Source organism: Salegentibacter sp. UBA1130 (assembly GCF_002311535.1).
Lineage (GTDB): Bacteria > Bacteroidota > Bacteroidia > Flavobacteriales > Flavobacteriaceae > Salegentibacter > Salegentibacter agarivorans.
Genome location: NZ_DCAP01000025.1, coordinates 1 through 24,690, shown reverse-complemented (window position 1 = coordinate 24,690; position 24,690 = coordinate 1). Strand labels below are relative to the sequence as shown.

Below are 24,690 nucleotides of genomic sequence, written 5' to 3'. Positions count from 1 at the left end.
CCTCTAAAATAGGATTATTTACCAAGAATGAGCACGTTAAAAATACGGGAAATTCAACCCGAAGACAATCAACAAGTTGCCGAAGTAGTAAGAAAGGTTTTGGTAGAAATGGGCGTTCCAAAAGTAGGAACCGCCTATGAAGACAAGGCGCTAGACGATATGTATGCAACTTATCAGCCTCCGCGAATGAATTATTTTGTGGTGGAAGATGAAGGGAAAATTATTGGAGGAGCAGGAATTGCACCGTTAATTGGGCTGGAAGAAAAAATATGCGAATTGCAAAAAATGTATTTCTTGCCTGAAGCTCGTGGCAAAGGTCTTGGCGCCCAAATGATGGAGACCTGTCTTAAGTTCGCCAAATCTCAGAATTTTGGACAATGCTATATTGAAACCCTTCCTTATATGAAAAGCGCACGGAAACTCTACGCACGCAGTGGCTTCAAATCTTTAGAAAAACCCCTTGGAGACACCGGCCATTATAATTGTACGATGTGGATGATTAGGGATGTTTGAGAAGTAGGAGTAAAGAGTGAAGAATGAAGAGGGAGGAGTCTTTTTTACGTTATCGCGAGACAGGGAGGAACGCCACGATTTTATGTTTTAATCAAGAGAAAAGAGTAGAGAAAAAAGATTTAAGAAACAAGAAACAAGATCCAGGAGATAAGAATCAGGAATTTGGATTTTCCTCAAACTGACAACGCCCAACTCACACCTGATAACAGATAACCCAAAACCGAGAACCGAGAACTCACAACCCACAACTGGAAAGATGAAACTAAAAGCCCAAAAAGAAATTTTTACTAAATCGCTGGAAAATGAATATCCTGTGGCAGAAGTGCATTCTTTTTTCTTTATGCTAACAGAAGCTTTTTTCAAGATCAATCGGTTAAATCTTGCTTTAAATCCTGAGCTTGAAATTGATAAAAGTCAGATTGAGAAACTAGAGTCAGCCTTAGCGCGTTTAAAAAACCACGAACCCATTCAGCATATTATTGGGGAAACAGAGTTTTTCGGATTGACTTTTAAGGTTGATAAAAATGTATTAGTACCAAGACCAGAAACCGAGGAATTGGTTGAATGGATTTTAGAAGAATTTTTCGAAGAGGAATCTGGGCGAATCCTGGATATTGGGACGGGGAGTGGTTGCATCGCTATTAGCCTGGCAAAAAATCTTCCGGAAGCTCAAATTTCGGCTATAGATATTTCTGAAGTAGCTCTGGAAATGGCGAAAACCAATGCAGAAATTAATAATGTTGACATTAATTTTATCCAGGAAGATATTTTAAAAACCGAAGCTCTTAAGGGAAACTGGGATGTTATTGTCTCTAATCCGCCCTACGTTAGGGAACTGGAGAAAAAGGAAATGCACCGAAATGTTTTAGAATACGATCCACCTACTGCATTATATGTAAAAGACGAAAATCCTTTAATTTTCTATGAGAAAATCACGAAATTGGCTAAAAGTAGCCTAAATCCTAGCGGGAAGCTCTATTTTGAGATCAACCAATACCTGGCCGAAGAAACCGAAAAGATGATGCAGAAATATGGTTTTAGCACCGAATTGCGAAAAGATCTTTTTGGAAATTTCAGAATGCTAAAAGGAGAATTGCGTTAATATTAAGGTTTTTAAAACCCAATAGTTCTAAATTTCATAAACCAATAATTTTGGAAAACAACAGTAAAAACCAACTTAAAAGCATTGCCGTTTTTTGTGCAAGCAGCGAAGGCAACGATGAGAAAATTTTCTCAGAATCTTATCGTCTGGGAAAAGTTTTAGCTCAAAAGAATATTAAATTGGTATTTGGCGGAAGTAAACTTGGCTTAATGGGGCAGGTTGCTGCCGGTACCCTTCAAAACGGAGGAGAAGTTATTGGGGTGATTCCAGATTTTTTAAAGACCAAAGAAGTAGTCCATACCGGTTTAACCGAATTGATCACTACCAAAGATATGCACGAGCGCAAGCTTAAAATGCACGAATTAAGCGATGGTTTTATTGCCCTGCCTGGCGGGTTTGGAACTTTTGAAGAGCTTTTTGAAATTGTAACCTGGGGCCAATTAGGGCTGCATCAAAATCCTATTGGATTATTAAATATTAACGGGTTTTACGACGATCTTATCGCGATGCTTAAAACCATGGTGAGAAAAGGTTTGCTTAGAAAAGAGAATTTTAATCTTTTGCTTATTGGGGAAGATATTGAGGAATTACTGGAAAAAATGTATAATTTTAAGCCTATGCCTGTTCCCAAATGGATGAATAAAGACCAGACCTAAATTAAGACATTATGAAAATCCATAAACTTCAAATTTATTCCGATAATATTAAGGAACAACTTCGGTTTTACCGGGAGCAGTTAAATTTAAATATCACGGGTTATTCCGAAGACTATTTTGAAGTTGAAACCGGGTATTCTACCATAAAATTTCAGCAAAAAGAAAACGCAACAGCTTACCATATCGCATTTCATATTCCCGATGGGCAGCATAAAGAAGCCCTGGAATGGGTAAAAGAATGGGTTCCGGTTTTGAAAGGTAATGGGCAGGAAATTGTAGATTTTATGGCCTGGAATGCTAAATCTTTGTACTTCTATGACGAAGATAAAAATATTATAGAATTCATTTCTCGTGAGAGTTTCAGTAAACCGGAATCAGCATTATTTTCAGAAAAAAGTATTTTGGGAATTAGTGAGGTAGGCCTGGTAACAGAGAACATTCAGGAGAAATTCGACTTTCTAAATTCAAATTTTCAGTTAGATAAATATGATGGCGATTTTGAGCATTTTTGTGCGATAGGTGATGACGAAGGTTTGCTCATCACCATAAACCAAAAACTTAAAGATTGGTTTCCTACAGATGATAAAGCCTATAAATCTGAATTTAAAATAGAATTTACGCACCAGGGAAAAAAGCATTCCCTTGTTTTTGAAAACGATCAACTAAAAGCCCAGCAATAACTTACCAGCCTTTTATGAGTACCGAAGAAAAGATCAAACAGTTACGCGAAGAATTACACCGCCATAATTATTTATATTATATAGAGGATAAGCCCGAGATCAGCGATTACGATTTTGATATGAAGCTGAAAGAATTACAGGAGCTGGAAGAAAAAAATCCTGAATTTGATGACCCTAATTCTCCCACGCGCCGTGTAGGTGGTGCGATAACTAAAAATTTTGAGACCGTAGTTCACGATTATAGAATGTACTCGCTTTCCAATTCTTACTCTAAAGAAGAGCTGGAAGACTGGGAAAAGCGAATCGAGAAATCTATTGGGGGTAAAGTACAGTATGTTTGCGAATTAAAATACGATGGAGCTTCTATTAGCCTGACTTATGAGGATGGAAAATTAAAACGTGCAGTTACCCGTGGGGATGGGTTCCAGGGAGATGATGTTACCAATAATATAAAGACCATTAGATCTGTACCTTTAAAACTGAAGGGAGAATTTCCGCAGAAATTTGATATTCGGGGTGAAATAGTGTTGCCTTATGAAGGTTTTGCAAAAATGAATGCCGAAAGGGTAGAAGCAGGCGAAGAACCTTATGCAAATCCTAGAAATACCGCTTCCGGAAGCTTAAAACTCCAGGATAGTGCTGAGGTTGCCAAAAGACCTTTAGATTGCCTGCTTTATAGTTTGGTAGCCGATAGTTTACCGGTAAAATCACAATTTGAAGGTTTGGAAAAAGCCAGGGATTGGGGCTTTAAAGTGCCACCTGAAGCCGAGTTAAAAAATAGTATAGCTGAAGTTCTCGATTACGTGAATTATTGGGACCAACACCGCCACGATTTACCTTATGAAACCGATGGGGTAGTGGTGAAGGTAAATAGTTTTGATCAGCAGGATGAATTAGGTTATACCGCCAAATCCCCACGCTGGGCAATGGCTTATAAATTTAAGGCTGAACAGGAGAGTACTAAATTAAATAAGATCACCTACCAGGTTGGGAGAACAGGAGCAATCACGCCCGTAGCAAATCTTGAACCGGTGCAATTAGCCGGAACTACTGTGAAACGTGCGTCTTTACACAATGCCGATCAAATTGAAAAACTGGATGTACGGGAAGGAGATACTGTTTTTGTTGAAAAAGGAGGTGAAATTATTCCGAAGATTGTTGGGGTTGATTTCACTAAAAGAGATCCCGAAACTCCCGAAACTAAATATGCCGAAACCTGTCCCGAATGCGATAGCGAGTTAATTAGAAAAGAAGGCGAAGCGCAACATTACTGCCCTAATTATAATGGATGTCCGCCGCAAATTATAGGGAGAATTCAACATTTTATTTCCCGAAAAGCAATGGATATAGAAGGCCTGGGTGGAGAAACCGTTGCTTTGTTGGTGAATGCTAATTTAATTACCAATTATGCCGACCTATATACCCTGAAAAAAGAAGATATTCTTCCATTGGAACGAATGGCAGAGAAATCGGCGGAAAACCTTATTAATGGAATTGAAAAATCTAAAGAAATTCCTTTTGAACGGGTTTTATTTGCCCTTGGAATAAGATATGTGGGCGAAACTGTAGCTAAAAAACTAGCAAAGCATTACAAAAATATAGATGCTTTGGCTTCGGCTTCAACCGAAGATCTTACAGCGGTTGATGAAATTGGAGAGCGCATAGCCGAAAGTGTAACCGATTTTTTTGCTTCCGAAGAAAACAGGGAGATCGTGCAGCGTTTAAAGGACTACGGACTTCAATTGGAAATTGCTGTAGAAGAACTGGAAAACCAGAGCGATTTACTTGAGGGCAATACTTTTGTGATTTCCGGGGTTTTTGAAAAAGTTGCCAGAAATGAACTCAAGAAAATGATAGAAGATAACGGCGGAAAAGTTTCCGGTTCAATTTCAGGAAAAACGGACTATTTGGTTGCAGGCGAAAATATGGGGCCCAGCAAACTGGCAAAGGCAGAAAAACTGGGGACTAAAATTATTACGGAAGAAGAATTCCTGGAGATGTTATCTTGAGTCTGGATACACTTTAAAAACTTCATTATTAGAAATCTGAATTCAAAAAAATTATATACTTTTGTATCTAAGTGAATACACTTAGAAGGATGTATTTTATAGAGAAAACAGTAGAATTTGACAAGTGGCTAAGGAAATTAAAAGATTTGAGGGCATAATCTAAGATTTTGTTCAGAATCCAGAAACTGGAAAACGACGAGCACTTTAGAGACTGTAAACCTGTTGGAGATGGAATAAGTGAACTAAGAATAAATTACGCTAAAAGCTTATAGAATATATTTCAAGGAAAGAGATGGGAAAATTATTATACTGCTTATTGGCGGTGATAAATCAACCCAGCAAAAGGACATCGAAAAGGCAAAAGAAATTTGGAGCAAATTAAAAAATTAAGAATGGAAACATCAAAATTTGATATTGCAGATTATTTGGACAGCAACGACATGATTGCTGAATATCTTAATTCTGTTTTAGAAGAAGGGGATACTTCAGATTTAATTATAGCATTAAGGCATATTTCAAAGGCCATTGGAATGACAAAAATTGCAGATGAAACCGGGTTAAGTCGGCCTAGTATATACAAAGCTTTATCTGATGGTGCAAAACCACAATTTTCAACAATAATGAAAGTTTTAAAAGCTGTTGGTGGCCAAATTAAAATAAACCCGATTTCAAATTAAAGGCAACCCATTATCGCTTCAATTCTCACATTCAAAAGTTAAATCAGATCTTTTTTGACTTTTAAAAATCGCTAAACCTCAATCTTGACTCCATTTGTTTCAATATTATTTTTATCATCTAAATAAAAATCAATTCTTCCCAGGTAAAGTCCGTAACAACCCACCTGATTTACTAAAACCTTTTTACCGGCCTTATTGGTTTCAACCGTTGGTTTATCCAAAAAAGTATGAGTGTGGCCGCCAATAATGAGATCTATGTTTTCGGTGGTTTGTGCTAGTTTAATATCAGAAATCTTATCACTGCTGTATTTATAGCCTAAATGCGAAAGGCAAATAACCAGGTCACAATTCTTTTCTTCTTTTAGAATTCGGCTTTGATCCTGCGCAATTTCTATGGGATCCAGATATTTCGTTTCCTTATAAAGACTATCGTTCACCAGACCCTGAAGTTCAATTCCCAAACCAAAAATTCCAATTCTCACTCCATCCTTAGTGAAAATTTTATGCTCGTGGGTATTCCCATCCATCACCGTATTGCTGAAATCATAATTAGATGAAATAAAATCGAATTCGGCGTATGGAAGTTGTGCATATAATCCATCTATCCCATTATCAAAATCGTGGTTTCCTATGGTAGCCGCGTCATATTTCATTTTACTCATCAGCTTAAACTCCAGTTCGCCTCCATAGAAATTAAAGTAAGGCGTCCCCTGAAAAATATCCCCAGCGTCTAAAAGTAAAGTATTGGGATTTTCATTTCTAATCTGCTGAATTAAAGTCGCTCGCCTGGCAACACCGCCCATATTAGGATTCCTGGAATCATCAGGGCCAAAAGGCTCAATATGACTATGCACATCATTGGTGTGTAAAATGGTAATGTGCTTTTTATAGTTAGGTTTAAATGAAAGTGAACTTAAGCCACCAATCCCTATAAAAGCCGTTGCTGCCGAGGTTTGTTGTATAAAATTTCTTCTTTTCATTTCTTACTTTCTTATAAATCTATTGTCTTTCTCAACCGTTAAAGTATCTACCTTTTTAAAATAATCTATAATGGCATTGCGCAGTTTATAGTCTACTTTATATAATTGGATTGGATCTTTAAAAAAGTTCATATTATCGCCGCCTTGTTGCAAATAATCTGAAGTAGCTACAAAATAGGTTTTATCTTCATCAAAATCTTCACCGTTTATTTTTGCGCTGCTAACCTTATAATCCTGATCCATTTCAATCTGGATTCCGCTAACAGGATGTGCGGTTTTTGCACGTTCCAGGTAAGTAAGCATTTCCTTAATTTTTTCTCCGGAAAGTTCTGCTACTACAATTTCATTTTCAAAAGGCATTAGGGCGTATGCACTTCGGGTAGAAATATTTCCTTTGTTGAGACCAGCTCTAATTCCGCCGTGATTTAGCAAAACCATATCTATTTCATTTCCGGTTCTGCTTTTAAAAATAGGGTTGGCCTGTTCTATTACCAAATCGGCCATTAAGTTTCCAATTGCGGTGTTGAGGTCGCCGTCACTTTTCACCATATCATTTGGATTGTAAGCTAAAGTGCTATCTAGCGTTTTATTGAGATGCTCTTTAAACGGTGCTACAAATTCCTCAATTTCGGCATCGGGTTCAATCTTTTCATCTATAGCTATTCGTTGCCCTTTAATTTCTGAAGGTTTAACCTCGTTTCCTTTACAACTTAATAGAATTACTGAAAGAAGCAGGAATAAACTTAATCTGGTTTTTTTCATTCGTATATAATTTTCACCCTTTTTATGAATTTGAAGATAATTATTTATCAATTTCTAGGATTGGGAATTAGGCCGGTTATATTCATTTTTAAAAACTCAAAGATAAATAGATTATCCGGGTCAAACTTAACTGTTCAACTCTAAAGCCCGGAATATTTTTATAAAACGACTCTTGAAATTGAATCAGCGATTTTTCTGTTAAAAAATTAAAGGTATTTCAACGGAATAATTAATCATTTTGTCGAAAAATGGGTTAAAATTTCTAAAAATAGCAATGCTTTACTCAAATGGATATTATTGATAACATGAATTTTATATTTTCGGTCCGCAATTGAATGAAAATGAGTCTTTTTCAATACATTTTAATTTTACTCGTTCCGCTTCTAGCTATAAATTTATATGCTGCCATAGCTGAAGCCGATTGGTTAATGCAGGCCACACAGCTTATTTTTGTGCCCGGCCTTGCCGGTATTTATATCAAGCTTAAAAAAAATATGAGCTTGAATGCTATACTCTTTTTTATCTTTTTCTTTCTGGCTCAAATTAATGGCTTCATATTTAATACTAATAACTTAACTCTTATTTCCTTCTTCTTTTATATTATCGCCTATTTTGGTTTAAGCAGGGAAGCTTTGCAGAATACCCAACTGGAAACTGCCAGTAAAACCATACTGGTTTATTTTTTTCTATTAATAGCCATAAATGCTTATTTGCTATTTACCCACGTGCTGGAACTTAAACAATATATGAGTGATGAACTTGAATTTGGCATTTATATAGCTTATTACGGCGTCTTACTGGTAATGGGCATTATTTCCCTTATTTATTATTTGAATTCTTACTCAAAAAAATCAATTTATTTTATCACGCTGGTTCTTACTTTTATTTTTTCAAATGTGTTTAGGGATTCCGCTTATTTTTATATGAAAGATTCTGCTATTTTAATTACCGGTAATTTGTTGTGGTATAACGGCTTAATCTTTAGTTTGCTGTTTTTTCTAACTCCAGAGAGAAAGCTGCGTTTATTGAACCTTCTCTAAAAAGCGAAAGCTAATTCCTGTTTATTTTTTAACAGAAAAAACAAAGCTGTTAAATATGTGCTTTTGTTTAAATACAAAAGCAGATTTTGGTCCTTTAAATTGTCGAAATCTATACATTTGTCGCCCGAAAATTTTGCATTTTTCAGTTTTAAGGTGAAATTCCGCAAATCTTTTCGATTATCATAAAAAATTTAAACAGCAATGAACTCATTTATTGGTACCGGTGTGGCTTTGATAACTCCTTTTAAGGAAGATTTATCTGTAGATGTGCAAGCACTGGAAAACCTGGTAGAAAACCAGATTGAAAATGGAATAGATTACCTGGTGGTTTTAGGAACTACCGCCGAAAGCGCCAGTCTTAGTAAAGAAGAAAAACAGCTTGTAATAAATACGGTTGTAAAAAAGAATAATAAACGTTTGCCTCTGGTATTGGGAATGGGAGGCAATAATACATACGCCCTTTGCGAAGAACTCAAAGCTGCAAATCTTTCTGGCTTTGAAGCTATCCTTTCGGTTTCTCCTTTTTACAATAAGCCAACCCAGGAAGGTATTTACCAGCATTTTAAGGCTGTGGCTGCCGCTTCCCCGTTGCCAATAATTCTTTATAATGTACCGGGAAGAACTGCGTCTAATATCCTGCCGGAAACTATAAACCGTATTGCCCGCGATTTTAGCAATGTAATCGGCGTAAAAGAGGCTGCCGGCGATATGGTGCAGGCAATGAAATTAATAAGCTTGGTACCCAAAGATTTCCTGGTAATTTCTGGAGACGATATGCTTACCCTGCCTATGGTTTTAGCCGGCGGAAAAGGAGTGATTTCGGTAATAGCACAGGGATTCCCGGTTGAATTCTCTAAAATGGTTTCGCTAGGTTTAGAAGGGAAACCTGCTGAAGCTTACGAACTTCATTATAAATTACAGCGCTCTATAGACTTGATTTTTGCTGAAGGAAATCCTGCAGGAATTAAAGCTTTACTTGCTCTAAAACAAAGTATTCAGAACAACCTGAGATTACCGCTGGTGAAAGCCACACCAGCACTTCAGCAGCAGATTGAAGATTTTTTGAAGAATTTTAGCTAAAATTATTAATTACAAGGTCTAAAAAGTTTTAAATATCGTCATTCTTTCCCGAAGCGTTGGGATTATTTCAGGATCTAATAAATTGCCAGTCGATCAATGTTAGAAGCTGAAACCAGTTCAGCTTGACGATAGAATAATTTCTTAGACCTTTTATTTTTTCAGCAAAAGCCTTAGATTATCTTTCTTTCAGGATAATAAGAAGGCACATTTTGAGTTATCTAAGCCTGCAACACAAAGTTTTTTTTATACTGAAGAAAAATGTACTTTTGCCAGATGTTTTTACAAATGATGAAGAAAGCAATTTTATTAGTAACAGTTTTAGTTTTAACTGTATCCTGTGGGGAGTATCAAACCTTACTAAAAAGTGATGATGCCGGCGCAAAGTATACCTATGCTGAAGAGCTGTACAATGAAGCCCAGGAAGAAAATAGCAATAAAAAATATCGTAAGGCCCTTAGGTTATTTGAGCAAATTGTTCCGCAATATCGCGGGAAGCCTCAAGGTGAGAAACTCAGTTATTTATTTGCCAACACCTACTACCAGTTAGGGGATTTTTACCTTTCTTCATACGAGTTTGAGCGTTTTCAGCAATCTTATCCTAACAGTGATAAGGTAGAAGAAGCCGCTTTTAAAAAGGCGAGAAGTTTCTACGAGCTTTCTCCAAGATACGATCTTGATCAAACCGATACGCATAAAGCAATTGCAGAACTTCAGGCTTATTTAAACACTTATCCTGAAGGCGAGCACGCCGAAGAAGCCAACGATATGGCAGCCGAATTACGTATAAAACTGGAAAAAAAGGAATACGAAATTGCCAAACAATATCATCTAACAGGAGAGGCTAGAGCCGGTAATTACCAGGCAGCAATTACTTCCTTTACTAATTTTCTTTCTAATAATCCCGGGTCTCCTTTTAGAGAAGACGCCCATTATTACAGGTTTGATTCTGCTTACCAACTGGCAGTAAATAGTTTTAGAGATTTAATGCAGGAAAGACTGCAACAAGCCCTGGAATATTCCCAGGAGTATAAAAAATATTACCCTGAAGGTGAATATTCTGAAGCCATAGAAGCTTCAACCGAAGACATAAAATCACGCTTACAAAATTTTTAATAGTAGAAGAAAGATGGATATTAAAAAGACAGACGCACCAATTAACACAATTACCTTCGATAAGAACAAGGTAGACGAGCCAACTAACAATATATACGAGGCTATTTCTGTGGTTGCAAAAAGAGCAAACCAAATAAATTCTGAGATCAAAAAAGAATTGTTGGAGAAGCTTGACGAATTTGCGACTTATAACGACAGTCTTGACGAGATTTTTGAAAATAAAGAGCAAATTGAGGTTTCTAAGTTTTACGAAAAACTTCCAAAGCCACACGCGCTTGCTATCCAGGAATGGTTAGACGGTAAGATCTATTACCGGAATACTAAAGATTCTGAAGAAGCAGAAGCTTAATTAAGATGTCTGTACTAAAAGGCAAAAAAGTGCTTTTGGGCATAAGTGGTGGTATTGCCGCTTACAAATCTGCATTTTTAGTACGATTATTTATTAAAGCCGGTGCACAGGTAAAAGTCGTGATGACGCCGGCTGCAAAAGAATTTGTTACACCGCTTACGCTTTCAACACTTTCCAAGAACGAAGTGTTTTCTTCTTTTACCGAAGACGATGAAGATGAGCAATGGAACAATCACGTAGAACTCGGCCTTTGGGCCGATTTTATGGTTTTGGCCCCTGCCACTGCCAATACCTTATCTAAAATGGCTACGGGGAATAGCGACAACTTTTTGCTCGCAACCTATCTTTCAGCTAAATGTCCGGTATTCTTTGCACCTGCAATGGATTTGGATATGTATAAACACCCTTCCACAAAAAAGAGTTTTGAGAGCCTTAAGTCCTACGGAAATATTATGATTCCCGCAGGAACGGGTGAACTTGCCAGTGGTTTAAAAGGCGAAGGGAGAATGGCAGAGCCCGAAGAGATTATCGAATTTTTAGAAACATATTTTTCTGAAAACTTACCTCTGCAGGGAAAGAAAATTTTAATTACCGCTGGGCCAACTTACGAAGCCATAGACCCGGTTCGTTTTATTGGAAACCATTCCAGTGGAAAAATGGGCTTTGAACTTGCTAAAAAAGCCGCTGAACTTGGAGCTGAGGTGATCCTTATTTCCGGTCCTACACATTTGGAAATCGATGATCCAAAGATCAACCTAATTAGAGTAGTAAGTACAAGAGAAATGTACACCGCTGTACATGATCATTTTGAAAATGTAGATGTTGCTATTGCTGCTGCTGCGGTTTCAGATTATAAGCCAAAGATAGTAGCGGCCCAAAAAATTAAAAAGGCCGAAGAAAACCTAAGCCTGGAACTTACCAAAACCCAGGATATTCTCTTATCGATGGGGAAAAAGAAAACCCATCAAAAATTAATTGGTTTTGCCCTGGAAACCAATAACGAATTAGAGCACGCCCGGGAAAAACTGGCAAAGAAAAATCTGGATTTTATCGTGCTCAATTCTTTAAACGATGTCGGTGCTGGTTTTAAGAAGGATACCAATAAAATTACTTTGGTCTATAAAGATTCAGAAAAGGCTTTCGATCTAAAATCCAAGGCCGAGGTTGCAACCGATATTTTAAACGAAATTGTACATTTGTTAGATGCGTAAATTGCTATTTCTTATTCTTTTAGTTGCCGGGATGCCTTTTGCGGCCGCCCAGGAACTCAACTGTGAAATAGTGATTAATACCGAGCAAACCGGGCAAAGCAATCTTTCGGTTTTTAGAACTTTAGAGAGTTCGTTGCGAGAGTTTGTAAATCAAACCTCTTGGACCAATAAAGAATTTGAACCCGGCGAGCGCATTAACTGCAGTATGTTTATCACCATAAATGAGTTTGAAGGCGAATCTTTCAGCGGCACTATCCAGGTGCAGTCATCAAGACCGGTTTACGGCTCTAATATGGTGAGCCCAATTTTAAATTTTAACGATTCTCAATTCAGCTTTAATTATAGGGAATATCAGCCATTAAATTATAGTCAGAACTCATTTTCCAATAACCTGGTTTCTGTAGTTTCCTTTTATGTCTACACCATTTTAGGCATGGATGCCGATACTTTTTCCCCTGAAGGTGGAACCGATTATTATCAGGAAGCTAATCGAATTGTAAATACCGCGCAACAAAGTGGTAGAACCGGTTGGAGTGGAGCCGATGGACAAACGTCAAGGTTTCGCTTAAATGCAGATTTGCTTTCTAATATGTTTACAGAATACCGTACCGCTTTATATCAATATCATCGCCGTGGGTTGGATGTAATGCATAAAGATCCTGAAGCTGGAAAAATTGCCATTGCCGATGCGCTGGAAAGTTTAACTACAATGAATTCCAGGAGGGCAAATTCTTTATTGCTTAGAAGTTTTTTTGATGCCAAGGCCGATGAGGTAACCCAAATTTTTAGCGACGGCCCCGAAATTAACCGCCCAGGTTTAAGTCAAACACTAAGTGGCCTGGCGCCCCGTTATTCCCGTAACTGGAGAAACCTGCAGTAAAGAATTTTTACTTGATAATCGCGGTTTTAAGTTGAATATCCGTAAACAGTCATACTTTAAAATTTAGACGTCACCCTGAACTGGTTTCAGAGCCTGCTCCGATTTCTATCGGAGGTCTAAATTGAATGGTAGGTACTATCGTGTTAGATGCTGAAACAATCAGCATGACGATTTTTTCATAAATTCACTTCTATGAGGAAAACCGGATATACATTTGAAAAGTATTATTTCTTTAGCAAACATCTGTATAATCGAATTTTTCCCTTTTGATATAACTTCCGGGTTTACCCAAAGTTTATTGTTGATTGGGAAAAATTTCTCTCGTATATTTAGCCCAAATTTAGTACACTTTGCTCACAGCTCTATCTATAAAAAATTACGCCTTAATTGAAGATATAAACATCAAACTTCAGGAAGGTTTTACCATTATTACAGGTGAAACCGGTGCCGGTAAATCTATTATGCTGGGCGCACTTGGGCTTCTTTTAGGTAACCGCGCCGATTACGGAAGTATTCGTGATACCGATAAGAAATGCGTAATAGAAGGCAGTTTTAATATCGCTAATTATAAGCTAAAAGATTTTTTTATCACTGAAGACCTGGATTATGAAGAAAACACCATAATTAGAAGAGAAATTTTGGCTTCAGGGAAATCGCGTGCTTTTGTAAACGATACGCCGGTAAAACTCACCTCCTTAAATAAACTGGGAGAATACCTTATTGATATTCACAGTCAGCACGAAACTTTGAGTTTGGGGAATAATGATTACCAATTCCAGGTAATTGATACTATTGCGAACAGTGAAACCTTACTTCTGGAATATAAAACCGAACTAAAAACTTATAAAAAGTTACAAAAACGGCTTGTTGAATTAAAAGAAGAACAGGCCCAGGCCACAAAAGAATACGATTATAATTTATTTTTACTGAATGAGCTTGAAGAAGCGCGTTTAGTAAACGGGATGCAGGAAGAACTGGAAACCCGTTACGAAGAATTGAGTAATGTTGAAGAACTTACCGAAAACCTAAGTTCAGCTTTAAATTTACTGGAACAGGAAGAAATAGGAAGTTTAGACAGCTTAAAACAAGCTCGTGCCTCGCTGGCCAGGATTGCCAATTTATCGGCTAATTATGAAGCTTTGCATCAGCGTATTGAAAGTGTAATTATTGAATTAGACGATCTTTCTTCAGAAGTAAGTGATGCGTTAGATAGGGTAGAGGCCAACCCTGAAGAGCTGGAAGCCACCAATCAAAAGCTTCAGCTAATTTATAATTTACAGAAAAAACATTCCGCAGAAAATATTGCCGAATTACTGAAGATTAAAGATGAACTTCAGGAAAAAGTTTCGGTAAGTGAAAATGCAGAAAATGCACTTTCAGAATTGGAGAATGCCATTGTAAAACAAGAAACCAAATTGGGAGCTGTGGCTGCAAAACTCCACGAAAAACGAAAAGCAATAGTACCGGCTTTTATCAAAGAAGCCGAAAGTTTACTGGCCGATCTTGGAATGCCAAACGCCCGATTAAAAATAGAGCTGAAAAAAGCCGCGCATTTTCTAGCCAACGGGCAGGATGAATTATTCTGGTATTTGGCAGCGAATAAAGGTGGCGATTTTAAAGAGATCAAAAAAGCAGCTTCTGGCGGGGAACTTTCCAGGATTATGCTGGCGGTTAAAAGTATTCTCGCGGCACAAAGTAAACTTCCAACCATTATTTTTGATGAAATTGATACGGGAGTTTCAGGAGATATTGCTCAAAAAATGGCCGGTATTTTACAACGAATGGGGAATGCCATGCAGGTAATTGCTATTACCCACCTACCGCAAATTGCCGGGAAAGGAAACAGCCATTTTAAGATTTTTAAAGAAGATTCTGCTAACGCTACTACTACCAAGATAGAAGAATTAAAAGGTAGCGAGCGTGTAGAAGAACTGGCAATGATGCTTGGCGGTAAAAATATTGGAGATTCGGCGCGGGCTCACGCACGTGCACTCCTGGATTAAAACTATGGCCTGAAAGTAATTTTGCTATCTTTACCCCATAATCGGGATTTAAAAAATTTCGGGCGGGCCCCGGAATATAAATTTTATATCCAAATCGCTTTGTGAGCTTGCTCCGGGCTGATTTATACTAACAAAACGAAAAAATTTATCACTATGTCATACAACCTGTTAAAAGGAAAAAAAGGAATTATTTTTGGCGCATTAGACGAGAATTCTATCGCCTGGAAAACCGCTGAGCGTGTTAAGGAAGAAGGCGGAGAGTTTGTGCTTACCAATGCTCCAATTGCGTTAAGAATGGGAACTCTTAAAGAGCTGGCCGAGAAAACCGGTTCAGAAATTATTCCTGCTGATGCTACTAAAATTGAAGACCTGGAAAACCTGGTTGAAAAATCTATGGAGATCCTTGGCGGAAAAATAGATTTCGTGCTTCACGCTATCGGGATGTCGGTAAATGTTAGAAAGGGGAATCATTATACTGAGCAGAATTACGATTTCACCCAAAAAGGATGGGATATTTCTGCGGTTTCTTTTCATAAAACTATGCAGGTTCTTTACAAAAAAGAAGCGATGAACGAGTGGGGAAGTATTGTTGCGCTTAGCTATATGGCCGCACAACGTGTATTTCCAGATTATAATGATATGGCCGATAATAAAGCGTTTTTAGAATCTATAGCACGTAGCTTTGGTTATTTCTTTGGAAAAGATCATAAAGTTAGAGTAAATACTATTTCACAATCGCCAACCCCAACTACTGCAGGACAGGGTGTAAAAGGATTTGACGGCTTTATTGCTTACGCTGATAAAATGTCGCCGCTTGGTAATGCAACCGCATTAGAATGCGCCGATTACACGGTAAGCTTATTCTCTGATCTAACTAAGAAAGTTACGCTTCAAAACCTTTTCCACGATGGTGGTTTTGCTAATATGGGTGTAAGCCAGGAAGTTATGGAGTCTTTTATTAAAGGACAGGAGGAGAAATAAAAAAATGAGTTTAGCATGACGTTTTGGTTTCACGTCATGCTTAATTTATTTCAGCATCTAGGATAATAGGAAATCTTCCCAAACTTGATTGGGAAATCCTGCTTTAATATGTCACCCTTCTTAGTGAAGTGATCAAACAGGTTTTTAGTATATTTGATAGGTTAAGATGAAAGAAATCAATCAACATATCGATCAAATAAAAAAGCTTTGTAATACCAATAAAGTTAAGTCATTATTTGTTTTCGGGTCTATAGTTAAAGATAAACTTAGACCCGAAAGTGATATTGATTTTGTGGTTGATATAGATGATCAAGATCCACTTTCTTATTCCGATAAATATTTCGATTTAAAATTTAACCTGGAGAAAATCTTTAAAAGAAGAATTGATTTACTGGAATTAAAAGCTATTAAAAAAGTTTTTAAAGCAGGAGATTGATCAAACCAAACTCCACATTTATGGAGAATGAAGTTAAAACCTGGTTGGAAGATATTAGGCAGGCGATTTCTGAAATATATTCCTTTTTACCGGAAAACAGAGATTTTAATGAATTTCTCAACGACTTAAAAGGTAAACAGAGTTCAGGGTGACGGTTTCGGAAATTTAAGATAAAAGTAGCTGGATTAGAACTCTTTTTAAACATCGAAATATGAAGCTAATTAAACAGGGTTTCGTACTTTTATTACACATTTATTAAATTATGGATATTCAAACTGAGAAAATAGAGTTAGCAAAACTGCTGTTAAATACTAACGATCCCGAGATTATTCAGTCTATAAAGAAAATCCTTAAAAAAGAGACTTCACCTGATTTTTGGGAGGAATTAAATGCTGAACAGAAACAAGAGATCAAAGACGCAAGGAAGGAAATTGAAAATGGAAATTACACCGATTATGAGGTGTTTATAAGTAAACATAAGTAATGAATAGAAGGCTTATAATTTCTCCTATTGCAGAAAGAAAATTAGAAGCTCTTCTTGAATACCTTGTAGAGGAATGGTCTCTTAAAGTGAAGACAAATTTCATCATGCGTTTAGATGAATACCTTCAAATCATAAAAAAGAACCGGAAAGTTTTCCGGAATCTGAAAAAGTGAAAGGTTTGAGAAGGTGTGTGCTCACTAAACAAATCTCCATTTATTACGAATTTAATGATGAGGAAATTAGAATTCTTACCTTTTTTGATGCCCGTCAGGAACCCGGGAAATTAGCCGATGATTTAAAAAAATGATTTTACAAGGCATTCAATCCTCAAATCAATTCCTTAAATGAAATTAAACTATTCCTTTATAATTCCTGTATATAACCGCCCCGGGGAGGTGAGGGAGTTGTTAGAGAGTATGCTCAAACTTCAGTTTGATCGGGATTTTGAAATTGTGCTGGTAGAAGATGGTTCCAGTATTTCTTCCGGAAGTATTGCAACTGAGTTCCAGCAGCAACTCAACATTAGTTACCATTACAAAAAGAATACAGGCCCCGGAGATTCCAGAAATTTTGGGATGCGAAAAGCCAAAGGCAACTACTTTCTTATTTTGGATTCTGACGTTTTATTGCCTGAAAATTACCTGCAGGAAGTAGATAAATTCCTTCAGCAGGATTATTGCGATTGTTTTGGCGGGCCAGATGCTTCTCATCCTTCTTTCAGCAAGATTCAGAAAGCCATAGATTATTCCATGACCTCTTTTCTTACCACTGGTGGGATTCGGGGTAAAAAGTCGGCGGTAAATGATTTTCAGCCCAGGAGTTTTAATATGGGGATTTCAAAGAACGCCTTTGAAGCTTCCGGCGGATTCGGGAAAATTCATCCCGGCGAAGATCCCGATCTTTCGCTTCGGCTTAAAAAAATGGGATATAAATTATGTTTAATTCCAGGTGCGGTGGTTTTTCATAAACGCCGCATAGACTGGTCTAAATTCTATACCCAGGTTCAAAAATTTGGGATGGTACGGCCAATTCTCAATAAATGGCATCCAGGCTCGGGGAAAATCACTTATTGGTTTCCCGCGGTTTTTAGTTTAGGCTTTTTATTCGCTATTTTGCTTTTAAAACTGGGAATTTGGTGGTTATTTCTTTTATATGTACTATATTTTGTGATTATTGCCATAGATGCCGCTATTAAAAATAAAAGTTTAGGAATTGGTTTCCTGGCGGTTTATGCCACTTTGGTACAATTTTTTGGATATGGTTATGGCTTTATAAAATCCCTCTGGCATATTCATATTTTAAAACAGGACCCGGAACACGAATTCCCGAATTTATTCTTTAAAAATGTTTAAAAACATAAGATTTAAAAGAATTTCTATAAAAAAATCCAGCTTAAAAAGCTTCGGGTTTTTCTTGCTGTTTTCTTCACTTATTTGGTTTTTTGTTCAAATTTCTAAAGAATATACGCAAGTAATAGATATTCCGGTTTCTTATGAAAATGTACCTTTAGATAAAACCCTATCTAAAGAACGGCCAGATAATTTACAATTAAGAATTCAGGATAAAGGTTTTGCCATTTGGTACTACCAGATCTTTAAACCCAGGGTGGAATTAGATCTTGGCAAAGCCACAGAAGAAGATGGCGAGCTGGTTTATAATTTTGAAGCCAACCGCGAAGTTTTGGAAGAGCAGGTGAATATCAATTTTGAAAAAGCCCGTTTTATCCAGGAAAGCCTTTCGGTAGAATTTCAGCCTAAAAAGAATAAATGGGTAAATGTTAGGCCACGTATAGATCTTAATTACGCGGTAGGTTATTCGGCAGGGGAGCCGGTAAGCCTGCAACCCGATTCGGTACAGGTAAGCGGCCCCGAAAATATTATTGATACCCTTCAAAATTTAAATACGGTTTATTTAAAGATCAACAACATTAATACTAATGTTTCCGGCAGGGTTAAAATTGATACTACCAACCTGGGAATGTTGAGTTTTTATAATACCGAGGTTACCTATAGCCAGGAAGTAGAGAAGTTTACCGAAGGCAGTGTAAAAGTGCCGGTAGAAATTCTAAATAAGCCCGAAGATACCAATATTGCTATTTTTCCGAAAGAAGTTTTGGTGTATTATCAGGTGAATTTAAAGCAATACGAAATGGTGAAAGCCGAAAACTTTAGGGTGGTTTGCGATTTTAATGATATAGATGATGGCGACGATTTTATTATCGCCAGGATTACAGAAGCGCCTTTAATGGTGAGAAATCTTCGGCTTAACGAGCGTAAAATTCAATTTGTTATAAAACGATGATGGTAGTGGGACTCACCGGCGGTATTGGCAGCGGGAAAACTACCGTGGCCGGCTTTTTTAAAGAAAAAGGCGTCCCGGTTTATATTGCCGATGATGCCGGGAAACGCCTCCTGGAAACTTCAGCAGAGATAAGGGAAAAAGTTACCGCGCTTATTGGTAAAGAAGCTTATTCTGGCCAAACGCCCAATCGTAAACATATCGCTTCCGTAGTATTTAATGAATCTGATAAACTGGAGGCACTTAACGCAATAATTCACCCAGCCGTAGCCAAAGATTTTGAAAGCTGGAAAAACGAGCAGAATTCGGTTTATGTAATTTATGAAGCAGCAATTTTGTTTGAAGCCGGCGGTTATAAAAAATGCGATATAAATATTTTAGTTACTGCTGATAAAGCAGAAAAAATAAAAAGATTACAACAACGCGATAATAGTTCCCTGGAAGAAATTGAAGCCAGGATGGCCAAACAATGGAGTGACGACCAAAAGAAAAAATTGGCCGATTTTGAAATAGAGAATCACGATTTATCCCTTACCAAATCGCGGGTTGACGAATTACATCAGATTATCTTAAAACGAGGTAAAAATTAGCAGAAGTTTTGTTAACATTTGGTTAAACGCTTGAAGCACTAAATGTTAAAATCTTACTTTTGGCAGCATGAATAAAAAGCTTTTTTTACTTCTCGTTATCTTAATGAGCCTTTCCCTTATCGGTATTATTTTTGTGCAGGGATACTGGATTAAGAGTACCGTAGACGACAAAGAAGCGCAGTTTACCTACGATGTGAAACAGGTACTCTTAAGAGTGGTTAATGAAATTGAAAACCAGGAAATTGAAGATTACTGGATGAAATTTAAAGATGCCGACAGCACAAATAGTCGGCTGCAGGCCGCCACGATTACCGAGTATTCTTATATAAACGAAAACAAATTAAGAAACCAAACCCTCTTTCATTCAGATGCTATTCTGGAAGAAGATTATAAGGTTTCTTCAGGCTTTATAGAATCGGCCCGCGATAGTATTCCCTTTACCAAGCTCATCAATAAAAAGGTGACCAGTATTGTGAATAACCGTAATAATATAGACGGTAGCGGTCTAAGCACTCAACAGCAAATTGAGCGTATTATTCGTATGGACGAATATGAGAAGAATTTGCTTAAAGAATATATTGCCGAGCATACCAGCAGGCTTCCACTGCACCAAAGAGTGAACGAGGCTACAATAGAAAGGCTTTTAGCCCAGGAATTGAGTAACCGCGATATCAATTCAGAGTTTGAATATGGCGTTTACAGCAATAGTATTTCTACCAATCTGCACAGCGAGAATTTTTCGCTAAGCCATCCCGCTACCTACGGGGTTCCGCTTTTTGCAGACGATATGGGAAATAGCAATTACCAGCTGCTGGTAAATTTTACCGAAAAGAAAAAAGTAGTGCTTTCATCTATAACATTAATGGCCGCACTTTCTATAATTTTTACGCTTATTATCGTGATTGCTTATTCCAGCGCATTATCGCAATTGATAAAGCAACGGCAAATTTCACAGATAAAAACCGACTTTATAAATAATATGACGCACGAATTTAAAACGCCTATTGCCACTATTAACCTGGCTTTAGACGCCATTAAGAATCCTAAGATTAGCAGCGACGAAGAAAAGAAAAAGCGCTATCTTAAGATGATTCGTGACGAAAACAGGAGAATGCACGCCCAGGTAGAAAACGTTTTACGAATTTCTAAACTGGATAAAAATGAATTGGACCTTAAAAAAGAAAGGCTTCAGCTTAATGAGATTGTAGAAGATGCCATTACCCATATAGAATTAATTGTAGAAGATCGTGGCGGTTATATACAAACGCATTTTGGGGCACTGCGCTCTTCAATTTTGGCCAATCAGGATCATTTTACCAATGTGATAATAAACATACTGGACAATGCCGTAAAATACTCACCAGAGACGCCTAAGATTGATATTTATACTGAAAATGTAAAGAACTACATCATCCTTAAAATTCGCGACCAGGGAGCGGGAATGTCTAAGTTGGTGCAAAAGAAAATATTTGAAAAGTTTTATCGTGAACATACCGGGGATATCCATAACGTGAAAGGTCACGGTTTAGGTTTAGCCTATGCCAAAAGAATTATAGAAGATCACCACGGGCAGGTATCGGTAGAAAGCGAAAAAGGAAAAGGAAGCATATTTATAATTAAATTACCTCTAATATCTTAAATATATGGAAACTGAAGACAAGAAAATTTTGTTAGTAGAAGACGATCCAAACTTTGGAACCGTCTTAAAAGATTATTTGGCGATGAACGATTACGAAGTAACGCACGCCAAAAACGGAATGGAAGGTTTTGAAAAGTTTAAAAAAGACGATTTTGATCTTTGTATTCTTGATGTCATGATGCCTTACAAAGACGGCTTTACGCTAGCTAAAGAGATAAGGGAAAAGAACGAAGAAATCCCAATTATCTTCCTTACCGCCAAAGCGATGAAAGAAGACGTGCTTAAAGGTTATAAAGTAGGAGCAGACGATTACCTAAACAAACCTTTTGATAGCGAAGTATTGCTTATGAAGATAAAAGCCATTATGCAGCGTAAAGCTACAGATAGCGTGGCAGACTCTAAGCAATTTGAGTTCGAGATTGGTGGTTTTCACCTTAACTCTAAACTAAGGTTTTTAACCTATAAAGACGAAGAAGCTCAAAAACTTTCTCCAAAAGAGAACGAGTTATTGCGTTTACTTGCCTTGCACGAGAACGATTTAATGCCAAGAGAACTGGCACTTACCAAAATTTGGAGAGACGATAACTATTTTACCTCCAGAAGTATGGATGTATATATCGCCAAACTGCGTAAATACCTTAAGAAAGACGAGAATGTAGAGATTTTAAACATTCACGGCGAAGGATTTAGATTGGTGGTAAAAAACAACGAAAATGCCGAAGCATAACGCGAGGTAATTTTCAGTTTCCGGGAATAATGAGAGTGGCTAATATTCTATTTTAGTCCATTTAGCTTATGTTGAACCTGACCGTTCAGGCGGACTCGTTTCAATAAAGAGAACGTCATCCTGAATTTATTTCAGGATCTAGGTTGTTAAGAAGTTAGATGCTGAACCAGGTTCAGGATAATGTGGCGAAGCGGCTTTAGCAAAAAGCCACTCTCATTGTTTTCTTACCCGGAAAATTTTAACAACACTTCCCCGGCCGCTACCTGGCCAGGCATTTTTATACCCGGGTTTAAATTACGGAAAACCGTATAATTAACGTAATTTTTAAATCTTTCACGCCACAAGTTTTATCTTTACTGCCGGAAGCGCTAAAATCCGGCCATGAAGCAAAGTTACTTTACATCACCCGGTTTTACTTTTCGGCTACAGCCGTTTGGTACAACTACTGCGCTTTTTTTACTCTTTTTTTTACTGAATTTTTCTTCTGGGTTTGGGCAGGACTGTACAATTAACAGCTCAGCACCTGATCCTACAGATGAAAGTCCCATTCCTTTAGATCTAAACTTTGAAGGTCCTATAAATCGTGATTTAGTTGAAGATGATTTTATAGTGCCAAATGGAGAAATTGGAAATTTTGAGAGACTAATTCCTGAGTTCATAAAAGGAGCCAATGATATTGTAATTGAAAGATTTAATGTTGAAGGAGGATTATTAGATTACTTCGATTTAGAAAATTTTTTAAGGAGAGAGTTTGAAGATGCAGTTATTTCAATCACTCAATATACTGAAGATGATATTTTCTATCTTACTTATGGCAACGGTGTAAAATCTTTAAATTTAATATCCGAAAATTCTCAGGAAACATCGATAAATGGAGACGATTTAGGTTCACCTTTAGATATTGAAGCAAGTTTACCTGGGAGTATTCAAAGATTGTATTTAGCAGATAAAAATGAACAGCAGGTAAATATATATAATAATAGTGCTACTGCTAAACTGGATGACTTTAAGGTACCTAATTATGATTCTAGCAATGATGTCGGACCAACTGGAATTGTAACCGACGCTGCCGGGAATATTTATGTCGCTGTTGCATTTACTCCAGATGGAAATTATGATGTTGAGTATGATAAAGTTGCCGTATATGAAGCAGGTAATTATAATAATCCCATTGTTTTCCCGCCAGATAATTCGGGAATAGAATTAGACAGACCATACAGAATAGCAGTAGATAAAATAGGGAGAGTTTATGTCGCTGACAGTGGAGGTTCAACTCCTAATGGCAGAGTTTTGGTTTTTGATGAAAACTATAATCATATTCACACCATAGAAGGATCCCTAGACAATATAGGGGCTCCTGGTAGTATTGTAGCAGATGATTATGGTTATATCTATATTATTGATTATCAAAACGACATTACATTCAATGGAATTTTTCAAAATCCCGAAGATTTAATTGCAGAATATGATAAAATAACCTCCACAAGTTATTCTATAAATGTTTATGATTCCAATGCTAATTTTGCATATGTTACGGAATTTAACCAGGGATTAAATTTGCCTATAGATTTAGAAGTTGATTATTGTGGTAATATTCTGGTAAATAATTTGAAAATGACCGGAGATCAACCCGGTTTTTCTGGAATTGATGTTGACTTCGATTTCCAACTTAAAACCTTTACTCGCCACGATAATTTTACAGCCGAAGTAACACCGGAAGAGGAAGGGGAAGTCGTGGTAACTTTAAATTCTGACAATGATTTTTTTCCGTGTGATCCCCAACCTGAATGTACTTTTTCTATTGATTATGAAACTGAGGCAGCACCAAACGAATCTCCCGTAGCAGTAGCTGATAATTATTCCATCCAGGAAAACGAAACTTTGGTGGTTAATGCAGCAGATGGAGTTCTCGAAAATGATTCCGATCCTGAAGATGATGCATTAACCGCAGTTTTAGTTGATGATGTTCAGAATGGTACTTTAGATTTTGAAAGCGATGGTTCGTTCACTTATACCCCAAATCCTGGTTTTACAGATGACGATGATACTTTTACATATTATGCTACAGATGGTGAGGATAACTCCAATGAGGTAACTGTTGTAATTAGAGTTACTTCTGCGCCAAACGAAGCTCCTGTGGCAGTTCCTGATAACTATTCCATCCAGGAAAACGAAATTTTGGTAGTTAATGCAACAAATGGAGTTCTCGAAAATGATTCCGATCCTGAAGATGATGCATTAACCGCAGTTTTAGTTGATGATGTTCAGAATGGCACTTTAGATTTTGAAAAAGATGGTTCTTTCACTTATACACCAAACACCGATTTTTCAGATGAAGATACTTTTACCTATTACGCTACAGATGGTGAGGATAATTCCAATGAAGTAACTGTAGTAATTACGGTTACATCTGCACCAAACCAAGCTCCCGTAGCAGTTGCTGATAATTATTCCACCCAGGAAAACGAAACTTTGGTGGT

25 protein-coding genes are annotated in these 24,690 nt (G+C 37.2%); 23 read left to right on the top strand and 2 right to left on the bottom strand.

Annotated elements, in window-relative coordinates:
• Positions 1-27: 27 nt before the first annotated feature.
• From B4F31_RS09815 to B4F31_RS09790, 6 genes are all read left to right on the top strand, one after another.
• On the top strand, positions 28-513 hold the full coding sequence (locus tag B4F31_RS09815) for a GNAT family N-acetyltransferase (RefSeq protein ID WP_286761237.1): 486 nt from the start codon (positions 28-30) through the stop codon (positions 511-513).
• A 256-nt stretch (positions 514-769) separates the two neighbouring features.
• Positions 770-1,615 carry a peptide chain release factor N(5)-glutamine methyltransferase gene (gene prmC, locus B4F31_RS09810; RefSeq protein ID WP_286761236.1) on the top strand — a complete coding sequence of 282 codons (846 nt, stop codon included), beginning with the start codon at positions 770-772 and terminating at the stop codon, positions 1,613-1,615.
• 50 nt (positions 1,616-1,665) lie between these two features.
• Complete coding sequence (locus B4F31_RS09805) at positions 1,666-2,271, top strand: TIGR00730 family Rossman fold protein (protein WP_083634205.1); 606 nt, start codon at positions 1,666-1,668, stop codon at positions 2,269-2,271.
• An 11-nt stretch (positions 2,272-2,282) separates the two neighbouring features.
• Positions 2,283-2,951 (top strand): VOC family protein, encoded by a 669-nt coding sequence (locus tag B4F31_RS09800; RefSeq protein ID WP_093303714.1) that lies wholly within the window; start codon positions 2,283-2,285, stop codon positions 2,949-2,951.
• Positions 2,952-2,965: 14 nt separating this feature from the next.
• Positions 2,966-4,960: an NAD-dependent DNA ligase LigA gene (ligA, locus tag B4F31_RS09795; RefSeq protein ID WP_286761235.1), complete on the top strand. Its 1,995-nt coding sequence runs from the start codon at positions 2,966-2,968 to the stop codon at positions 4,958-4,960.
• Positions 4,961-5,352: 392 nt separating this feature from the next.
• Positions 5,353-5,637: an addiction module antidote protein gene (locus B4F31_RS09790; RefSeq protein ID WP_093303711.1), complete on the top strand. Its 285-nt coding sequence runs from the start codon at positions 5,353-5,355 to the stop codon at positions 5,635-5,637.
• Between the two features lie 71 nt (positions 5,638-5,708).
• Here B4F31_RS09790 and B4F31_RS09785 read toward each other — a convergent pair whose 3' ends face one another.
• Positions 5,709-6,617 carry a bifunctional metallophosphatase/5'-nucleotidase gene (locus B4F31_RS09785; protein ID WP_286761234.1) on the bottom strand — a complete coding sequence of 303 codons (909 nt, stop codon included), beginning with the start codon at positions 6,615-6,617 and terminating at the stop codon, positions 5,709-5,711.
• Between the two features lie 3 nt (positions 6,618-6,620).
• Complete coding sequence (locus B4F31_RS09780) at positions 6,621-7,379, bottom strand: 5'-nucleotidase C-terminal domain-containing protein (protein ID WP_286761233.1); 759 nt, start codon at positions 7,377-7,379, stop codon at positions 6,621-6,623.
• 341 nt (positions 7,380-7,720) lie between these two features.
• Between B4F31_RS09780 and B4F31_RS09775 the strand changes: the two genes are divergently transcribed.
• From B4F31_RS09775 to B4F31_RS09695, 17 genes are all read left to right on the top strand, one after another.
• Entirely contained in the window at positions 7,721-8,419 is a 699-nt protein-coding gene (locus tag B4F31_RS09775) for a hypothetical protein (RefSeq protein WP_143083626.1), read from the top strand.
• Positions 8,420-8,620: 201 nt separating this feature from the next.
• Complete coding sequence (dapA, locus tag B4F31_RS09770; protein WP_286761232.1) at positions 8,621-9,499, top strand: 4-hydroxy-tetrahydrodipicolinate synthase; 879 nt, start codon at positions 8,621-8,623, stop codon at positions 9,497-9,499.
• A 285-nt stretch (positions 9,500-9,784) separates the two neighbouring features.
• Positions 9,785-10,612: an outer membrane protein assembly factor BamD gene (locus B4F31_RS09765; protein WP_286761231.1), complete on the top strand. Its 828-nt coding sequence runs from the start codon at positions 9,785-9,787 to the stop codon at positions 10,610-10,612.
• Between the two features lie 13 nt (positions 10,613-10,625).
• Positions 10,626-10,961 (top strand): DNA-directed RNA polymerase subunit omega, encoded by a 336-nt coding sequence (locus B4F31_RS09760; RefSeq protein ID WP_075327552.1) that lies wholly within the window; start codon positions 10,626-10,628, stop codon positions 10,959-10,961.
• A gap of 5 nt (positions 10,962-10,966) precedes the next feature.
• Positions 10,967-12,172, top strand: coding sequence for a bifunctional phosphopantothenoylcysteine decarboxylase/phosphopantothenate--cysteine ligase CoaBC (gene coaBC, locus B4F31_RS09755; protein WP_093303704.1), 1,206 nt, complete (start codon positions 10,967-10,969; stop codon positions 12,170-12,172).
• Positions 12,165-13,052: a DUF4835 family protein gene (locus tag B4F31_RS09750; protein WP_286761230.1), complete on the top strand. Its 888-nt coding sequence runs from the start codon at positions 12,165-12,167 to the stop codon at positions 13,050-13,052. Before coaBC ends, B4F31_RS09750 begins: the two co-directional genes overlap by 8 nt.
• 350 nt (positions 13,053-13,402) lie before the next feature.
• Entirely contained in the window at positions 13,403-15,055 is a 1,653-nt protein-coding gene (gene recN, locus B4F31_RS09745; RefSeq protein ID WP_286761229.1) for a DNA repair protein RecN, read from the top strand.
• 153 nt (positions 15,056-15,208) lie between these two features.
• The gene (locus B4F31_RS09740; RefSeq protein ID WP_286761228.1) at positions 15,209-16,036 is read left to right on the top strand and encodes an enoyl-ACP reductase FabI; all 828 of its coding nucleotides are present in this window, start codon (positions 15,209-15,211) and stop codon (positions 16,034-16,036) included.
• 166 nt (positions 16,037-16,202) lie between these two features.
• On the top strand, positions 16,203-16,472 hold the full coding sequence (locus B4F31_RS09735) for a nucleotidyltransferase domain-containing protein (protein ID WP_286761227.1): 270 nt from the start codon (positions 16,203-16,205) through the stop codon (positions 16,470-16,472).
• Positions 16,473-16,492: 20 nt separating this feature from the next.
• A complete protein-coding gene (locus B4F31_RS09730; RefSeq protein ID WP_286761226.1) occupies positions 16,493-16,624 on the top strand; it encodes a hypothetical protein in 132 nt (43 codons plus the stop codon).
• Between the two features lie 110 nt (positions 16,625-16,734).
• Positions 16,735-16,956, top strand: a complete 222-nt coding sequence (locus tag B4F31_RS09725; protein WP_286761225.1) for a hypothetical protein — start codon at positions 16,735-16,737, stop codon at positions 16,954-16,956.
• A 344-nt stretch (positions 16,957-17,300) separates the two neighbouring features.
• On the top strand, positions 17,301-18,308 hold the full coding sequence (locus tag B4F31_RS09720) for a glycosyltransferase (protein ID WP_286761224.1): 1,008 nt from the start codon (positions 17,301-17,303) through the stop codon (positions 18,306-18,308).
• The gene (locus B4F31_RS09715) at positions 18,301-19,257 is read left to right on the top strand and encodes a CdaR family protein (protein ID WP_093303687.1); all 957 of its coding nucleotides are present in this window, start codon (positions 18,301-18,303) and stop codon (positions 19,255-19,257) included. Before B4F31_RS09720 ends, B4F31_RS09715 begins: the two co-directional genes overlap by 8 nt.
• Positions 19,254-19,844 (top strand): dephospho-CoA kinase, encoded by a 591-nt coding sequence (gene coaE / locus B4F31_RS09710; RefSeq protein ID WP_286761223.1) that lies wholly within the window; start codon positions 19,254-19,256, stop codon positions 19,842-19,844. The genes B4F31_RS09715 and coaE overlap by 4 nt, the downstream gene beginning before the upstream one ends.
• A gap of 67 nt (positions 19,845-19,911) precedes the next feature.
• On the top strand, positions 19,912-21,483 hold the full coding sequence (locus tag B4F31_RS09705) for a sensor histidine kinase (protein WP_286761222.1): 1,572 nt from the start codon (positions 19,912-19,914) through the stop codon (positions 21,481-21,483).
• A gap of 4 nt (positions 21,484-21,487) precedes the next feature.
• On the top strand, positions 21,488-22,210 hold the full coding sequence (locus B4F31_RS09700) for a response regulator transcription factor (RefSeq protein WP_075327539.1): 723 nt from the start codon (positions 21,488-21,490) through the stop codon (positions 22,208-22,210).
• 381 nt (positions 22,211-22,591) lie between these two features.
• Positions 22,592-24,690 (top strand): Ig-like domain-containing protein (locus B4F31_RS09695; protein ID WP_286761221.1); only part of this gene is annotated, 2,099 nt, incomplete at its 3' end.

Excerpts from the sequence above, each read along its gene's own strand:
- B4F31_RS09815 (WP_286761237.1), top strand. The coding sequence starts at position 28 with ATGAGCACGTTAAAAATACGGGAAATTCAACCCGAAGACAATCAACAA.
- coaE (WP_286761223.1), top strand. The coding sequence starts at position 19,254 with ATGATGGTAGTGGGACTCACCGGCGGTATTGGCAGCGGGAAAACTACC.
- B4F31_RS09800 (WP_093303714.1), top strand. The coding sequence starts at position 2,283 with ATGAAAATCCATAAACTTCAAATTTATTCCGATAATATTAAGGAACAA.
- B4F31_RS09730 (WP_286761226.1), top strand. The coding sequence starts at position 16,493 with ATGGAGAATGAAGTTAAAACCTGGTTGGAAGATATTAGGCAGGCGATT.
- B4F31_RS09775 (WP_143083626.1), top strand. The coding sequence starts at position 7,721 with ATGAGTCTTTTTCAATACATTTTAATTTTACTCGTTCCGCTTCTAGCT.
- B4F31_RS09760 (WP_075327552.1), top strand. The coding sequence starts at position 10,626 with ATGGATATTAAAAAGACAGACGCACCAATTAACACAATTACCTTCGAT.
- B4F31_RS09790 (WP_093303711.1), top strand. The coding sequence starts at position 5,353 with ATGGAAACATCAAAATTTGATATTGCAGATTATTTGGACAGCAACGAC.
- coaBC (WP_093303704.1), top strand. The coding sequence starts at position 10,967 with ATGTCTGTACTAAAAGGCAAAAAAGTGCTTTTGGGCATAAGTGGTGGT.
- prmC (WP_286761236.1), top strand. The coding sequence starts at position 770 with ATGAAACTAAAAGCCCAAAAAGAAATTTTTACTAAATCGCTGGAAAAT.
- B4F31_RS09750 (WP_286761230.1), top strand. The coding sequence starts at position 12,165 with ATGCGTAAATTGCTATTTCTTATTCTTTTAGTTGCCGGGATGCCTTTT.
- B4F31_RS09720 (WP_286761224.1), top strand. The coding sequence starts at position 17,301 with ATGAAATTAAACTATTCCTTTATAATTCCTGTATATAACCGCCCCGGG.
- B4F31_RS09700 (WP_075327539.1), top strand. The coding sequence starts at position 21,488 with ATGGAAACTGAAGACAAGAAAATTTTGTTAGTAGAAGACGATCCAAAC.
- B4F31_RS09765 (WP_286761231.1), top strand. The coding sequence starts at position 9,785 with ATGATGAAGAAAGCAATTTTATTAGTAACAGTTTTAGTTTTAACTGTA.
- B4F31_RS09780 (WP_286761233.1), bottom strand. The coding sequence starts at position 7,379 with ATGAAAAAAACCAGATTAAGTTTATTCCTGCTTCTTTCAGTAATTCTA.
- B4F31_RS09740 (WP_286761228.1), top strand. The coding sequence starts at position 15,209 with ATGTCATACAACCTGTTAAAAGGAAAAAAAGGAATTATTTTTGGCGCA.
- B4F31_RS09735 (WP_286761227.1), top strand. The coding sequence starts at position 16,203 with ATGAAAGAAATCAATCAACATATCGATCAAATAAAAAAGCTTTGTAAT.
- B4F31_RS09705 (WP_286761222.1), top strand. The coding sequence starts at position 19,912 with ATGAATAAAAAGCTTTTTTTACTTCTCGTTATCTTAATGAGCCTTTCC.
- B4F31_RS09715 (WP_093303687.1), top strand. The coding sequence starts at position 18,301 with ATGTTTAAAAACATAAGATTTAAAAGAATTTCTATAAAAAAATCCAGC.
- dapA (WP_286761232.1), top strand. The coding sequence starts at position 8,621 with ATGAACTCATTTATTGGTACCGGTGTGGCTTTGATAACTCCTTTTAAG.
- B4F31_RS09725 (WP_286761225.1), top strand. The coding sequence starts at position 16,735 with ATGGATATTCAAACTGAGAAAATAGAGTTAGCAAAACTGCTGTTAAAT.
- ligA (WP_286761235.1), top strand. The coding sequence starts at position 2,966 with ATGAGTACCGAAGAAAAGATCAAACAGTTACGCGAAGAATTACACCGC.
- B4F31_RS09785 (WP_286761234.1), bottom strand. The coding sequence starts at position 6,617 with ATGAAAAGAAGAAATTTTATACAACAAACCTCGGCAGCAACGGCTTTT.